General features: G+C 62.7%; 15 protein-coding genes and 5 tRNA genes. 1 reads left to right on the forward strand and 19 read right to left on the reverse strand.

Annotated elements, in window-relative coordinates; genetic code table 11:
• From PO605_RS31035 to uvrB, 19 genes are all read right to left on the reverse strand, one after another.
• Positions 1 to 168, reverse strand: a 168-nt coding sequence (locus PO605_RS31035; RefSeq protein ID WP_442874737.1) for a transposase, incomplete at its 3' end; no start/stop codon positions are given.
• A 96-nt stretch (positions 169 to 264) separates the two neighbouring features.
• Complete coding sequence (locus PO605_RS18600; RefSeq protein ID WP_047475304.1) at positions 265 to 636, reverse strand: hypothetical protein; 372 nt, start codon at positions 634 to 636, stop codon at positions 265 to 267.
• 2 nt (positions 637 to 638) lie between these two features.
• On the reverse strand, positions 639 to 1,058 hold the full coding sequence (locus PO605_RS18605; RefSeq protein WP_016447116.1) for a phage holin family protein: 420 nt from the start codon (positions 1,056 to 1,058) through the stop codon (positions 639 to 641).
• Positions 1,059 to 1,066: 8 nt separating this feature from the next.
• The gene (locus PO605_RS18610; RefSeq protein ID WP_016447117.1) at positions 1,067 to 1,378 is read right to left on the reverse strand and encodes a DUF883 domain-containing protein; all 312 of its coding nucleotides are present in this window, start codon (positions 1,376 to 1,378) and stop codon (positions 1,067 to 1,069) included.
• A gap of 201 nt (positions 1,379 to 1,579) precedes the next feature.
• Entirely contained in the window at positions 1,580 to 2,680 is a 1,101-nt protein-coding gene (locus tag PO605_RS18615) for an NAD(P)/FAD-dependent oxidoreductase (protein ID WP_017405839.1), read from the reverse strand.
• A gap of 159 nt (positions 2,681 to 2,839) precedes the next feature.
• Positions 2,840 to 2,914, reverse strand: a tRNA-Val gene (locus PO605_RS18620).
• Between the two features lie 40 nt (positions 2,915 to 2,954).
• Positions 2,955 to 3,029: transfer RNA gene (locus tag PO605_RS18625), tRNA-Val, on the reverse strand.
• Between the two features lie 40 nt (positions 3,030 to 3,069).
• Positions 3,070 to 3,144: transfer RNA gene (locus tag PO605_RS18630), tRNA-Val, on the reverse strand.
• Positions 3,145 to 3,184: 40 nt separating this feature from the next.
• Positions 3,185 to 3,259, reverse strand: a tRNA-Val gene (locus PO605_RS18635).
• Positions 3,260 to 3,296: 37 nt separating this feature from the next.
• Positions 3,297 to 3,371: transfer RNA gene (locus PO605_RS18640), tRNA-Val, on the reverse strand.
• A gap of 42 nt (positions 3,372 to 3,413) precedes the next feature.
• A complete protein-coding gene (gene dnaQ, locus PO605_RS18645) occupies positions 3,414 to 4,130 on the reverse strand; it encodes a DNA polymerase III subunit epsilon (RefSeq protein ID WP_016447119.1) in 717 nt (238 codons plus the stop codon).
• A gap of 11 nt (positions 4,131 to 4,141) precedes the next feature.
• Positions 4,142 to 4,480, reverse strand: a complete 339-nt coding sequence (gene fdx, locus PO605_RS18650; protein WP_013802212.1) for an ISC system 2Fe-2S type ferredoxin — start codon at positions 4,478 to 4,480, stop codon at positions 4,142 to 4,144.
• A 25-nt stretch (positions 4,481 to 4,505) separates the two neighbouring features.
• Positions 4,506 to 6,374, reverse strand: a complete 1,869-nt coding sequence (gene hscA, locus PO605_RS18655; protein WP_047471025.1) for a Fe-S protein assembly chaperone HscA — start codon at positions 6,372 to 6,374, stop codon at positions 4,506 to 4,508.
• Between the two features lie 84 nt (positions 6,375 to 6,458).
• A complete protein-coding gene (gene hscB / locus PO605_RS18660; RefSeq protein ID WP_047471022.1) occupies positions 6,459 to 6,977 on the reverse strand; it encodes a Fe-S protein assembly co-chaperone HscB in 519 nt (172 codons plus the stop codon).
• A gap of 116 nt (positions 6,978 to 7,093) precedes the next feature.
• Positions 7,094 to 7,417, reverse strand: a complete 324-nt coding sequence (iscA, locus tag PO605_RS18665; RefSeq protein WP_016447122.1) for an iron-sulfur cluster assembly protein IscA — start codon at positions 7,415 to 7,417, stop codon at positions 7,094 to 7,096.
• A 1-nt stretch (position 7,418) separates the two neighbouring features.
• Complete coding sequence (gene iscU / locus PO605_RS18670) at positions 7,419 to 7,817, reverse strand: Fe-S cluster assembly scaffold IscU (RefSeq protein WP_016447123.1); 399 nt, start codon at positions 7,815 to 7,817, stop codon at positions 7,419 to 7,421.
• Positions 7,818 to 7,860: 43 nt separating this feature from the next.
• Positions 7,861 to 9,081 (reverse strand): IscS subfamily cysteine desulfurase, encoded by a 1,221-nt coding sequence (locus tag PO605_RS18675; RefSeq protein WP_017403940.1) that lies wholly within the window; start codon positions 9,079 to 9,081, stop codon positions 7,861 to 7,863.
• A gap of 134 nt (positions 9,082 to 9,215) precedes the next feature.
• On the reverse strand, positions 9,216 to 9,752 hold the full coding sequence (gene iscR / locus PO605_RS18680; RefSeq protein ID WP_012205825.1) for a Fe-S cluster assembly transcriptional regulator IscR: 537 nt from the start codon (positions 9,750 to 9,752) through the stop codon (positions 9,216 to 9,218).
• 225 nt (positions 9,753 to 9,977) lie between these two features.
• Positions 9,978 to 12,065, reverse strand: a complete 2,088-nt coding sequence (uvrB, locus tag PO605_RS18685; protein WP_016447125.1) for an excinuclease ABC subunit UvrB — start codon at positions 12,063 to 12,065, stop codon at positions 9,978 to 9,980.
• Between the two features lie 128 nt (positions 12,066 to 12,193).
• On the opposite strand from uvrB, the gene PO605_RS18690 reads away from it, so the two are divergent.
• Positions 12,194 to 13,390, forward strand: coding sequence for an amino acid aminotransferase (locus PO605_RS18690; RefSeq protein ID WP_016447126.1), 1,197 nt, complete (start codon positions 12,194 to 12,196; stop codon positions 13,388 to 13,390).
• Positions 13,391 to 13,518 lie beyond the last annotated feature (128 nt).

Raw genomic sequence — 13,518 nt, forward strand, 5'->3', positions numbered from 1 at the left:
GCGCTTCTTGCGCAACGCGCTCTCGCCGTGCTCCCGGTAGGCGTTGACCCATCCGCGCAGGCAGGAGCGGCTCACACTGTACTGCTGCGCCAGCGTCCTGTAACCGGCCGACCCCGATAAATATTTCTGAACAACTTCGAGCTTCAAGCGCTCATCGTGCTTCGCCATGAAAAACACCCCATAGGTTGGACTGGTGTCCAACTTTTGGGGTGCAGTTCAGCATGCCGGGCGTTTTTTGTGCAAGGAGCCTTGCAAGGCCTTATCTCAGCCCCTGCGCTGCTGAAGGCGTGCCAGCAAAGGCATGAGTGTGGTGCCGATGCGGATCAGTTTGCGCGGCCCCATGACCAAGGCAGCGGCAGCCGCCACGCCCACGGCCACGGGGTGCAGACGCGCAAACGTTGCGACGCGCTCGATCAGCGGTGCATCCGGGCGCACGTGTGTGGCGGCACGGCTCAGCGCCCGGGCCTGGGCCACGGCCGCCGAGCGCGCCCTGAGGCGCTCGCGCTGCTGGGCAATGCGCTGCATCACCTGCTGCTGCTCCACGGTGGAAGTGAGCCACAGCGCCGCATTGGGGCCCGTGGGCCTGGGCGGCGCAACCTCGTCGCGGGATTGGGAAGCGTTGGAAGCATTGACCATGGTTACAGCCTCTTCTTCAGCGCCTGCCAGTCCTGGCTCAGCTCGTTGCGGGTGAGGATGAAAGGGCGTGCCAGGCGTCGTACGGCCGCAAGCAACTGCCACAAGGCAATTGCAAGGATAGCCAGCCAGCCGCCAAACAGCAGCCAAGCCACCATCACGCGGTGCTCGGTGTCCCAGAACTGCACCAGCACCGCCACGGACAGCATGAGCATGACCACGACGCTGAGTCCGGCCAGCGCAATCAGCAGCACGACCACGGTCTGCATGCTGCGCTTGTGCTGGACCCATTCAAGCCGAGCCAGGTCGGTACGGTCCTCGGCGGCAATGGCCAGCTCGATCACGGCAGCACGCCAGCGCGCCACCCAGGCATCCAAACCCAGAAGGGAAATCCAGTTCACAGGCATCCTTTTCTGGTCAGGCATGCCGTTGATCAGCGACGGCCCAGCATGAAGCCCAGCAAGGCGCCCACAGCCAGGGCCGCGCCAGCCACACGCCACGGCTCGTCGTGGGCATAGCGATCCGCCGCATAGGCGGCATCCTTGGCTTGGCGGGCCGCTTCCTGCGCGGCGCGCACAGCCGAGTCACGCACATTGGACATGCCGTCATCGATGCGCTGGCGCAGCATGTGGATTTCCGGCACGGCATCCAGCTCCTTGGCAGACAGCAGGCCACGCAGGTCGCTGACCAGTTTTTCAAGATCGGCTTGCGCGGTGGAGACGGTTTCAGTGATCGACTTCGTCATGATGAGCCTTTCTATTGAGGTGAAAACAAATACAGCGGGGAGCAGGCAATCATGTCGCCCGATACCTGTCACGCAACATGGGCAGGCCCTTGTTACATGCAAGCATCTTATCCAATTGTTCCCTGGCTTCCGGGAAGCGAGGGGGCCTGAGCCTTGTCAGACAAGGCCTGCCGTGGCCGTGTGTCGTGGACCGGCAGACCATCAGGCCAGCAGCTTCGCCACATGTGCGCCGATGGCCAGGCAGCTGGTCAGACCCGGCGATTCGATGCCCAGCAACTGCACCACGCCCGCAACGCCATGGACCTGCGGTCCCTGGATCGTGAAGTCTGCCGCCGCCTCGCCAGGACCGCTGATCTTGGGACGGATGCCAGCGTAGCCGGGCACCAGCGCGCCATCGGCCAGGGCCGGCCAGTACCGGCGGATCTCTGCATAGAAGGCGTCGGCGCGCGCTGGATCGACCTGCAGATCGCTTGCGCTTTCCACCCACTGCACATCGGGGCCGAACTTGGCCTGTCCACCCATGTCCAGCGTGAGATGAACGCCCAGACCTGCAGCCTCGGGCACGGGATAGATGAGGCGCGAGAACGGCGCGCGCCCGGACAGTGTGAAATAGTTGCCCTTGGCATAGAAGGCGCGTGGAACCAACTGCTGCGGAAAGCCTTGCAGGCGCGCCGCCAGCAACGGGGCATTCAGGCCTGCCGCATTGACCAGGCTACGCGCCTGCAGCTGCGTGCCGTCGGCGGTGCGCAGCCACACGCCGCCAGACGTGGCGGCGGCCTCCTGCACCTCGGCATGGCAGACCACCATGCCGCCTGCGTTTTCGAGATCGCCCTGCAGAGCCAGCATCAGGCCGTGGCTGTCGATGATGCCGGTGCTGGGCGAATGCAGTGCCGCCACACACTGCAGCGCAGGCTCCAAGGCCCGTGCCTCGGGGCCATCCAGCCAGCGCAGATCATTGACGCCATTGGCCTCGGCCTTGCGCGCAATGGCCTGGAGCTGGCCGCGCTGCGCCTCATCCGTTGCCACGATGAGCTTGCCGCAGCGCTGGTGGGCAACGCCGCGTTCCTCGCAATAGGCATAGAGACGCTGGCGGCCTTCGACGCAAAACCGGGCCTTCAGCGAACCCTGGGGATAGTAGATGCCGGCATGGATGACCTCGCTGTTGCGCGAACTGGTGCCCGTACCAATGGCTTCAGCTGCCTCCAGCACCATGACTTCCCTGCCCTGCAACGCCAGGGCCCTGGCCACGGCCAGCCCCACGACGCCCGCCCCCACCACCACGCAATCGACCTGCTCGCTCATCCTGCCTGCCCTTTCGTCGTTCAGCCACTGATTATCAGACCGCGCCAGATACGAATACGCCGCAGATCACCGGGCTGCACTGGAATATCCAGGACCTGGAACAAATGGGAGCAACCAAAACGGAAAAGCCCTCCTGAACAAGTTTCAGGAGGGCTTGAATGGTGGGTGATACATGGATCGAACATGTGACCCCTGCCGTGTGAAGGCAGTGCTCTACCGCTGAGCTAATCACCCGTGAAGCACGGCTGCGAGGCCGTGCTTCCTTGGAAAAAATTGGTGGGTGATACATGGATCGAACATGTGACCCCTGCCGTGTGAAGGCAGTGCTCTACCGCTGAGCTAATCACCCGTGAAGCACGGCTGCGAGGCCGTGCTTCCTTGGAAAAAATTGGTGGGTGATACATGGATCGAACATGTGACCCCTGCCGTGTGAAGGCAGTGCTCTACCGCTGAGCTAATCACCCGTGAAGCATGGCTGCGAGGCCATGCTTCCTTGGAAAAAATTGGTGGGTGATACATGGATCGAACATGTGACCCCTGCCGTGTGAAGGCAGTGCTCTACCGCTGAGCTAATCACCCATGAAGCCGGCTGTGAGGCCCGCTTCCATGGAAAAACTGGTGGGTGATACATGGATCGAACATGTGACCCCTGCCGTGTGAAGGCAGTGCTCTACCGCTGAGCTAATCACCCATATGTCGTTACTGCGACAAGACTTAGATTATGTCATAACTTCTAGGACTGATTTTCGAAGCTGCGCCAAATTGTCTTGCCGCCGCTCGATTTATCCATCTGCACCATCACGTCCTCGTGCGCGGCCAGCTCCTGATCATTGGCGCTCACCACGCGCAGCCTGAAGCTGCGCAGATCGACCTGCGCGACCACCAGGCCGCCCTCGGACTGGGCCGGCTCCTCCACCATCAGCAGGGCCTCCTGGCCTCGCGTGAGGTTGATGTAGACATCGGCCAGCAGTTCCGCATCCAGCAAGGCGCCGTGCAGCGTGCGCCCGGAGTTGTCCACTTCCAGGCGGTCGCACAGCGAGTCCAGCGAGTTGCGCTTGCCTGGGAACATTTCCTTGGCCATGACCAGGGTGTCGATGACACCGCTCACACACTGCCTGATCGGCGGGCGGTTGGCAAGCTCCAGCTCCTTGTTCAGGAATCCCAGATCGAAAGGCGCGTTGTGAATGATGAGTTCAGCGCCTTGCAGATACTCCCAGATCTCATCGACCTTTTGCTCGAAGCGAGGCTTGTCCTTGAGGAACTCGGTGGTGATGCCGTGCACGCGCAGCGCGTCCGGATGGCTGTCGCGCCCCGCATTGAAGTACAGATGCAAGTTGTTGCCGGTCAGCTTGCGGTTGACCATCTCCACGCACCCCAGCTCGATGAGCCGGTCGCCGTTGTCGGCGGACAGGCCCGTGGTTTCCGTGTCGAGAATGATTTGACGCGACATGTGCTGGGTCCTCAGTGGTTTTCCTTGGCGTGGTTGAGCGAGTACTTGGGAATCTCGATGGTCACGTCCTCGCGCGCCAGGATGGCCTGGCAGGACAGGCGGGACTGCGGCTGCAGGCCCCATGCGCGGTCCAGCAGATCTTCTTCCTCTTCCTCGGCCTCGTTCAACGAGTTGTAGCCTGCCTTGACCACCACGTGGCAGGTGGTACATGCACAGCTCATGTCGCAGGCGTGCTCGATCTTGATGTTGTTGTCCAGCAGTGCCTCGCAGATGGAGGTGCCGGCAGGCGCCTCGATTTCGGCACCCTGAGGACAGTATTCGGCGTGGGGAAGTATTTTGATAACGGGCATGGCGGATCTGCGTTCGGATCAGAAATCAGGAAAGGGATTGCACGCTCTTGCCGGCCAGGGCCTGCTGGATGCTGCGGTTCATGCGCTCGGCGGCAAAGGACTCCGTGCCCTTGGCCAGCGCCTGTGTTGCGGCCTCGATGACGGCGGCATCCTCGGAGCCCATGCTGGCGCGCAGGGCGTCGACCAGAGCGTCGATGGCTGCGCGCTGGTCTGCAGCCAGCACATCGCCATCGGCCTGCAGCGCGCTCTCCGTGGCCATGAGCATGCGGTCGGCATCGACACGCGCCTCCACCAGCGCGCGCGCCTGAATGTCCTGCTGGGCCGTGGCAAAGCCGTCCTGCAGCATGCGGGCGACCTCGTCGTCCGAGAGGCCGTACGAGGGCTTGACATGGATATGCGCCTCGACGCCGCTGATCTGCTCCTTGGCACCCACCGACAGCAGGCCGTCGGCATCCACGGTGAAGGTCACGCGGATGCGCGCCGCGCCGGCTGCCATGGGCGGGATGCCGCGCAGTTCGAAACGCGCCAGGCTGCGGCAGTCCGCCACAAGATCGCGCTCACCCTGCACCACATGAATGGCCAGGGCCGTCTGCCCGTCCTTGTAGGTGGTGAAGTCCTGGGCGCGGGCCGTGGGAATGGTCTCGTTGCGCGTGATGATGCGCTCCACCAGACCGCCCATGGTCTCCACACCCAGCGACAGGGGAATCACATCCAGCAGCAGCATGTCGCCGCTGGAACTGTTGCCCGCGAGTTGATTGGCCTGAATGGCAGCGCCCAACGCCACGACTTCATCGGGATTGAGGTTGACGAGAGGATCGCGGCCAAAGAACTGGGCCACTGCCTCGCGCACCTGGGGCATGCGGGTGGAACCACCGACCAGGACCACGCCTTGCACCTCGTCGCGCGTCAGGCCAGCGTCCTTGAGTGCGCGGCGCACCGCCGCCAGCGAGCGCGCCGTCAGATGGGCCGTGCTCGCATCGAAGTCGCCACGCTTGACATCGAAATGCACAGTGCCGGTGGACAGCTCTGCCGTGAACGTGGCGGCCTGAGCATCCGTCAATGCCTGCTTGCAAAGGCGTGCCGCCATGCGCCAGCGGGCCTTGTCCTCGGCGGCCTGCGGAACCACGCCGGTCTGCTGGGCCACCCACTCAGCCAGTGCCGCATCGTAGTCATCGCCACCCAAGGCCGAGTCCCCCCCCGTGGAGACGACCTCGAACACACCCTGGGACAGGCGCAGGACCGAAATATCGAAAGTGCCGCCACCCAGATCGTAGACGGCATAAACGCCTTCGGAGCCATTGTCCAGGCCATAGGCAATGGCGGCAGCCGTGGGCTCGTTGATCAGCCGCAGCAGGTTGATGCCGGCGAGCTTGGCCGCATCCTTGGTAGCCTGGCGCTGCGCGTCGTCAAAGTAGGCTGGCACGGTGATGACCGCGCCATGGATGTCGTCGTTGAAGGTGTCCTCGGCGCGAAAGCGCAGCGTGGCCAGGATCTCGGCGCTGACTTCCACGGGGGTCTTCGTGCCATCGATGGTCTCGATCCCGATCACGCCACGACCGGCTTCCTGTGCAGCAAAGCGGTAAGGCAGCCTCTCCGGCGCGTCGATGTCCGCCAGCGTGCGGCCCATGAAGCGCTTGGCCGAGGCGATGGTGTTGCCCGCATCGGTGGACAGCGCCGCCTGCGCGGCGTAGCCGATCTCGCGGCGTCCCTGGGGCAGATAGCGCACGACGGAAGGCAGCAGTACCTGGCCCTGATCATCCGGCAGGCATTCGGCCACGCCATTGCGGACTGCGGCGACCAGCGAATGGGTGGTGCCCAGGTCGATACCCACGGCAATGCGTCGCTGGTGGGGATCGGGGGACTGACCGGGTTCGGAAATCTGCAAAAGCGCCATGGAAATACTCGGGGAAATTGCAGGTCCGGGCCGGCCGGCCTGCCTTGTGAATGAGGGACTCTCGTGGGAGGTTCGGGTCGCGGACTATTGTCCCAGTTGATCGCGGCGACGCTCTATGTCCTGCGCAAATCGCGCAACAAACATGAGGGCTCTGACCTGCTGCACGGCCGCCTGGGGATCGTGCAGTTCATCGAGCTGGCGGCCGCATTCGGCCAGCATGCTCTTTCTGGCCTGCGACACTTCGCCGTCCAGCGCGTCCAAGGCCGCCTCGTCCTGCGCATCGTCCAGCGCCTCGCGCCATTCCATCTGCTGCATCAAAAAGGCGGTGGGCATGGAGGTGTTGTCCTCGGCACGCACGGGTGCACCCAGCAATTCGCAAAGATAAGCTGCTCGCCTGAGCGGCTCTTTCAGCCGTTGGTAGGCCTCGTTGATGCGTACCGACCATTGCATGGCCACACGCTGCGCAGCTGCGCCCTGCGAGGCAAAGCGGTCAGGATGGGCCTCGCGCTGCAACTCCTTCCAGCGCGCGTCAATGGTGCTGCGCTCCTGCGCAAATTGGCGCGGCAGCGCAAACAGCTCGAAATCGTCCGATTGCAGGTTCATGTCGATAAAAAGCCGCCAGCACCGAAGCGATGGCGGCCTCTTGAGGGAGTAGAAAAGTCAGGGCCTGCCGGGCATGCCGCCAGGCCACCAGAGCCTGGCCCCCCGGCAAATGCCGGTCAGATGCGAAAGCTCTCGCCGCAGCCGCAGCGATCGCGCTCGTTGGGGTTGTGGAACTTGAAGCCTTCGTTCAAGCCTTCACGCACGAAGTCCAGTTCCGTGCCATCGATATAGGCCAGGCTCTTGGGGTCGACCAGCACCTTGATGCCGTGGTCCTCGAAGATCACATCCTCGGGCAACTGTTCGTCCACATACTCCAGCTTGTAGGCCAGCCCGGAGCAGCCCGTGGTCTTGACCCCAAGGCGCACGCCGATGCCCTTGCCGCGGCGCGACAGGTAGCGGCTCACATGGCGGGCCGCGGACTCGGTCAGCGAGATCGCCATATCAGGCGGCCACCACCGCAGTGCGCTTGGCACGGTAGTCGTCCACTGCGGCCTTGATGGCGTCTTCGGCCAGGATGGAGCAGTGCACCTTGACGGGAGGCAGGGCCAGTTCTTCGGCGATCTGGCTGTTCTTCAGCGCAGCCGCTTCATCCAGCGTCTTTCCCTTGACCCACTCGGTCACCAGCGAAGACGAGGCGATTGCCGAACCACAGCCATAGGTCTTGAAACGGGCATCTTCAATGACGCCGGTTTCAGGGTTGACCTTGATCTGCAGCTTCATCACGTCGCCACAGGCAGGCGCGCCGACCATGCCGGTGCCCACCGATTCGTCGCTCTTGTCGAACGAACCCACGTTGCGGGGGTTTTCGTAGTGGTCTACCACTTTGTCGGAATAAGCCATGATGTCTACCTCTTCAATACTTGATTCGCGTGCCGGTCGACGCTCAGTGCGCCGCCCACTGGATGGTGCTGAGGTCGATGCCGTCCTTGTACATCTCCCACAGCGGGCTGAGTTCGCGCAGCTTGACCACATTGGTGCGGATGGTGCTGATCGCGTAGTCGATTTCTTCCTCGGTCGTGAAACGGCCGATGGTCATGCGCAGGCTGCTGTGCGCCAGCTCGTCACTGCGGCCGAGGGCACGCAGCACATAGCTGGGCTCCAGGCTGGCCGAAGTGCAAGCGGAGCCCGACGACACTGCCAGCCCCTTGATACCCATGATGAGCGACTCGCCTTCGACGAAGTTGAAGCTCATGTTCAGGTTCTGAGGCACACGGTGCTCCATGCTGCCGTTGATGAAGACCTGTTCCAGATCCTTCAAACCGTTGAGCAGGCGCTGCTGCAGCGCATAGGCCTTGGCATTGCTCTCGACCATCTCTTCCTTGGCGATGCGGAAGGCCTCGCCCATACCGACGATCTGGTGCGTGGGCAGCGTACCCGAACGCATGCCACGCTCATGACCACCGCCGTGGATCTGCGCCTCCAGGCGCACACGCGGCTTGCGGCGCACGTACAGGGCACCCACTCCCTTGGGACCGTAGGTCTTGTGCGCGGTCATGCTCATCAGGTCGATCGGCAACTTGGACATGTCGATCTCCACGCGGCCCGTAGCCTGCGCAGCATCCACATGGAACAGGATGCCCTTCTCGCGGCACAGCGCGCCAATCGTGGGAATGTCCTGGATGACGCCGATTTCGTTGTTCACGAAGAGCACGCTCACCAAGATGGTATCGGGACGCAGCGCGGCCTTGAATGCCTCGATATCGAGCAGACCATCAGGCTGCACGTCCATGTAGGTCACCTCAAAGCCCTGGCGCTCGAGTTCACGCATGGTGTCGAGCACGGCCTTGTGCTCGGTCTTGAGCGTGATCAGATGCTTGCCCTTGCCTTGATAGAAGTGCGCCGCTCCCTTAATGGCAAGATTGATGGACTCGGTCGCGCCACTGGTCCACACAATTTCACGGGGATCCGCGCCAATCAGATCCGCCACCTGGCCGCGGGCCTTCTCGATGGCCTCTTCGGCCTCCCAACCCCAGGCATGGCTGCGCGATGCAGCGTTGCCGAAGTGCTCACGCAACCATGGGATCATGGCGTCCACCACGCGAGGGTCCACGGGAGTGGTCGCGCCATAGTCGAGATAGATGGGGAAATGCGGGGTCATGTCCATGACTGGCTCTTATCAAAGTTCCGGCTGGCAAAAATCGGGAAGGCGATGAACTCCGGTGAATCCATCCGGGCGGGCAGCACCGCGCCACACAGCCATGCGCAGCGGCGCCCTGCCCTCAGGGTGTCAAAAGTCGATCAGGACTTGGCGAAGGCGTTGCCCAGCGCGAATACCGAGTTCGGTGCATTCACGCGGATGGGCTTGACCACGGGAGCCGTGGAAATCGCACGACGCACTACGGGCTTGTCCTCGATCTGGATGCCCTTGGCCAATTGTTCGTCGACGAGCTTTTGCAGCGTCACGGAATCGAGGAACTCGACCATGCGCTGATTCAATGCCGCCCACAGTTCATGCGTCATGCAGCGGCCTGCTTCGCCCAGACAATTTTCCTTGCCGCCGCATTGGGTGGCGTCAATGGGCTCGTCAACGGAAACGATGATGTCGGCCACGGTGATGTCGCCAGCCTTGCGGGCCAGCGTGTAGCCGCCGCCGGGTCCACGGGTGGACTCGACGAGTTCATGGCGGCGCAGCTTGCCGAACAGCTGCTCGAGATACGACAGGGAAATCTGCTGTCGCTGGCTGATGGCAGCCAGCGTAACAGGGCCATTGTTCTGGCGCAGGGCCAGATCGATCATGGCAGTGACCGCAAAACGGCCTTTGGTGGTGAGACGCATTACGAGCTCCTTCAGTCAGGCTTGTACGTTACAGAAACACCCGCTCCAGCGATTTGACTGGAGTTGGGCACAGTCTCCGCCCTTACTCCGTCCTGTTCAAAAGGTTCAGAGCCCTTCTTTTCATCGAAGTTTTTGTTGTTGTTGAGTGTTGACCCTGAGTGTACCACATTCCCCATCAATTTTGTCGGGTAACAAGAGCCAACAGGCTTCAGACAAGGCACCGCCTCAGGAAACCTGCGCGGAAGAGCCTCCGAACAGTTGCTCCTTGAGCAGTGCCAGCTGATCGCGCACCCGCGCCGCCTGTTCGAACTCCAGGCTGCGCGCATGTTCGAGCATCTGCTTCTCCAGACGCTTGATTTCCTTGGCCACATCTTTTTCGGACATGTCCTCGACACGCGCTCTTTCGAGCTGATTGGCCTCCAGACGTTCCGCTTCCTTGCCGCTTTTTTCGCTGTAGACACCATCAATCAGGTCTTTCACCCGCTTGACAATCTGCTTGGGTTCAATGCCGTTTTCCTCGTTGAACGCCATTTGCCTGGCGCGGCGGCGCTCGGTCTCGCCGATGGCCTTCTTCATCGACTCCGTGATCCTGTCCGCGTAGAGGATGGCCTTGCCGTGCAGGTTGCGTGCTGCGCGGCCGATGGTCTGGATGAGACTTCGCTCGGCGCGAAGAAAGCCTTCCTTGTCGGCATCGAGGATGGCGACCAGCGAGACTTCAGGGATGTCCAAGCCCTCTCGCAGCAGGTTGATGCCCACGAGAACGTCGAAGACGCCCAGACGCAGGTCACGAATGATCTCCACGCGCTCCACCGTCTCCACGTCGGAGTGCAGATAGCGCACCTTGACCCCGTTTTCGCTCAGGTAGTCGGTGAGCTGCTCGGCCATGCGCTTGGTGAGCGTGGTGATGAGAACACGCTCCCCGCGCTCGACGCGCAGGCGGATTTCCTGCAGCACGTCATCCACCTGGTTGGTGGCTGGGCGCACTTCGATTTCGGGGTCGATCAGCCCCGTCGGGCGCACAACCTGGTCCACGATCTGACCTGAGTGGGTTTTTTCGTAGTCTGCCGGCGTGGCCGAGACAAAGATGACCTGGCGCATGCGCCGCTCGAATTCCTCGAATTTCAGCGGCCGGTTGTCCAGCGCCGACGGCAGCCGAAAGCCGTACTCCACGAGCGTGGTCTTGCGCGAGCGATCGCCGCTGTACATGGCGTTGAGCTGACCGATCATCTGGTGGCTCTCGTCCAGGAACATGAGCGCGTCGCTGGGCAGGTAGTCGGTCAATGTGCTGGGGGGCTCGCCCGGGGCTGCGCCGGAGAGGTGGCGCGTGTAGTTCTCGATGCCCTTGCAGTGGCCGACCTCGGTGAGCATTTCAAGGTCGAAGCGCGTGCGCTGCTCCAGGCGCTGGGCCTCGACCAGCTTGCCGTCACCCACCAGTTGCTTGAGCCGCTCGGCCAGTTCCAGCTTGATGGTTTCCACGGCGGCCAGCACCTTGTCCCGCGGCGTGACGTAGTGGCTGCTGGGGTAGACAGTGAAGCGCGGAATGCTCTGGCGCACGCGGCCCGTGAGCGGGTCGAACAGTTGCAGGCTTTCAACCTCGTCGTCGAAGAGTTCGATGCGGATGGCCAACTCGGAATGCTCGGCGGGGAAGACATCGATGGTGTCGCCGCGCACGCGGAACTTGCCGCGGCTGAAGTCCTGGTCGTTGCGCTGGTACTGCATGCGGATCAACTGCGCGATGACGTCGCGCTGGTTGATGCGGTCGCCGGTACGCAGCGTCATGATCATGCGGTGGTAGCTTTCGGGCTCGCCGATGCCGTAGATGGCCGAGACCGTGGCCACGATGACCACGTCGCGCCGCTCCATGAGACTTTTGGTGCACGAAAGCCGCATCTGCTCGATGTGCTCGTTGATGGCGCTGTCCTTTTCGATAAAAAGGTCGCGCTGGGGCACGTAGGCCTCGGGCTGGTAGTAGTCGTAGTAGCTGACGAAGTACTCGACGGAGTTCTTGGGAAAGAACTCGCGAAACTCGCTGTACAGCTGTGCGGCCAGTGTCTTGTTGGGTGCGAAGACGATGGCCGGACGACCCAGGCGGGCGATCACGTTGGCCATGGTGAAGGTCTTGCCCGAGCCCGTCACGCCCAGCAGGGTCTGAAAGGATTCACCGTCCTGGATGCCCTCGACCAGCTTCTCAATGGCGGCGGGCTGGTCGCCAGCCGGTGGATAGGGCTGGAACAGCTCGAAGGGGGAGTCCGCGAAATGCACGAACTGGCCCGAGGCCGCAGGTGCTGGAGAGGAATCAGAGACTTCGTGCATGACGTGGGTTCGCAAAAGTGGGTATCGGCCGGCGAGATCGCTAGAATTCATGGGTTAACCCGAAAGCCTACCGCAGCTTGGGGCTAGCCGCGTTTTTTCCACCTCCCAAGACATCCCAAGGACGCTTCATGTCTCTGTTTACCGCCGTCGAAATGGCCCCCCGCGACCCCATTCTGGGTCTGAACGAGCAGTTCGCTGCCGACACCAACCCCAGCAAGGTGAATCTGGGCGTGGGCGTGTACTTCGACGACAACGGCAAGTTGCCCCTGCTCGAATGCGTGCAGGCCGCCGAGAAGGCGATGATGGACAAGCCCACGGCCCGCGGCTACCTGCCCATCGACGGCATCGCTGCCTATGATGCCGCAGTCAAGGGCCTGGTGTTCGGCGCCGAGTCCGACGTCGTCAAGTCCGGCCGCGTGTCCACGGTGCAGGCCATCGGCGGCACCGGCGGCCTGAAGATCGGCGCCGACTTCCTCAAGAAGATCAGCCCCGCTGCCAAGGTGCTGATCTCCGACCCTAGCTGGGAAAACCACAAGGCCATCTTCACGAACGCCGGTTTCGAGGTGGGCACCTATGCCTACTACGACGCCGTCAACCGCAAGGTGAACTTCGAAGGCATGCTGGCCGACCTGAACGCAGCGGCCCCTGGCACCATCGTGGTGCTGCACGCCTGCTGCCACAACCCGACCGGCTACGACATCACGGCCGAGCAGTGGGACCAGGTGATTGCCGCTGTCAAGGCCAAGGGCCTGGTGGCCTTCCTTGACATGGCCTACCAGGGCTTTGGCCACGGCATTGCCGAAGACGGCGCCGTGATCGGCAAGTTCGTGGCCGCCGGCCTGAACATCTTCGTCTCGACCTCGTTCTCCAAGAGCTTCAGCCTGTACGGCGAGCGCGTGGGCGCACTGTCGGTGGTGGCCAACGACAAGGAAGAGGCGGCCCGCGTGCTGAGCCAGCTCAAGATCGTGATCCGCACCAACTATTCCAACCCACCCACCCATGGTGGCGCCGTGGTGGCGGCCGTGCTGAACAACCCCGAGCTGCGCGCACTGTGGGAAAAGGAACTGGGCGAGATGCGCGTGCGCATCAAGGCCATGCGCCAGAAGCTGGTCGATGGCCTGAAGGCTGCCGGCGTCCAGCAGGACATGAGCTTCATCACCACGCAGATCGGCATGTTCAGCTACTCCGGCCTGAGCAAGGACCAGATGGTGCGCCTGCGCACCGAGTTCGGCGTTTACGGCACGGACACGGGCCGCATGTGCGTGGCCGCGCTCAACAGCAAGAACATCGACTACGTCTGCCAGTCGATCGCCAAGGTGGTCTGACCGCCACCCCAGCCACCTGGCCCTGCGCCGGGTGACAAGGCATGCCGCCAGCGCTCCCTGCCCTGGCGGCATTTTCTTTGTGCGGGCGGTTTTTGCATCCTGGCAGTCCGGTATGCGCCAGGTCTGCG

Source organism: Delftia sp. DT-2 (assembly GCF_028401915.1).
Classification (GTDB): domain Bacteria; phylum Pseudomonadota; class Gammaproteobacteria; order Burkholderiales; family Burkholderiaceae_C; genus Comamonas; species Comamonas tsuruhatensis.

Bases quoted from the DNA above. Each gene is read 5' to 3' on its own strand.
- iscA (WP_016447122.1), bottom strand. From the start codon at position 7,417: ATGGCGATCTCGCTGACCGAGTCCGCGGCCCGCCATGTGAGCCGCTAC.
- PO605_RS18615 (WP_017405839.1), bottom strand. From the start codon at position 2,680: ATGAGCGAGCAGGTCGATTGCGTGGTGGTGGGGGCGGGCGTCGTGGGG.
- dnaQ (WP_016447119.1), bottom strand. From the start codon at position 4,130: ATGTCGCGTCAAATCATTCTCGACACGGAAACCACGGGCCTGTCCGCC.
- PO605_RS18605 (WP_016447116.1), bottom strand. From the start codon at position 1,058: ATGCCTGACCAGAAAAGGATGCCTGTGAACTGGATTTCCCTTCTGGGT.
- fdx (WP_013802212.1), bottom strand. From the start codon at position 4,480: ATGCCCGTTATCAAAATACTTCCCCACGCCGAATACTGTCCTCAGGGT.
- hscB (WP_047471022.1), bottom strand. From the start codon at position 6,977: ATGAACCTGCAATCGGACGATTTCGAGCTGTTTGCGCTGCCGCGCCAA.
- iscR (WP_012205825.1), bottom strand. From the start codon at position 9,752: ATGCGTCTCACCACCAAAGGCCGTTTTGCGGTCACTGCCATGATCGAT.
- hscA (WP_047471025.1), bottom strand. From the start codon at position 6,374: ATGGCGCTTTTGCAGATTTCCGAACCCGGTCAGTCCCCCGATCCCCAC.
- iscU (WP_016447123.1), bottom strand. From the start codon at position 7,817: ATGGCTTATTCCGACAAAGTGGTAGACCACTACGAAAACCCCCGCAAC.
- PO605_RS18610 (WP_016447117.1), bottom strand. From the start codon at position 1,378: ATGACGAAGTCGATCACTGAAACCGTCTCCACCGCGCAAGCCGATCTT.
- PO605_RS18690 (WP_016447126.1), top strand. From the start codon at position 12,194: ATGTCTCTGTTTACCGCCGTCGAAATGGCCCCCCGCGACCCCATTCTG.
- PO605_RS18675 (WP_017403940.1), bottom strand. From the start codon at position 9,081: ATGGACATGACCCCGCATTTCCCCATCTATCTCGACTATGGCGCGACC.
- PO605_RS18600 (WP_047475304.1), bottom strand. From the start codon at position 636: ATGGTCAATGCTTCCAACGCTTCCCAATCCCGCGACGAGGTTGCGCCG.
- uvrB (WP_016447125.1), bottom strand. From the start codon at position 12,065: ATGCACGAAGTCTCTGATTCCTCTCCAGCACCTGCGGCCTCGGGCCAG.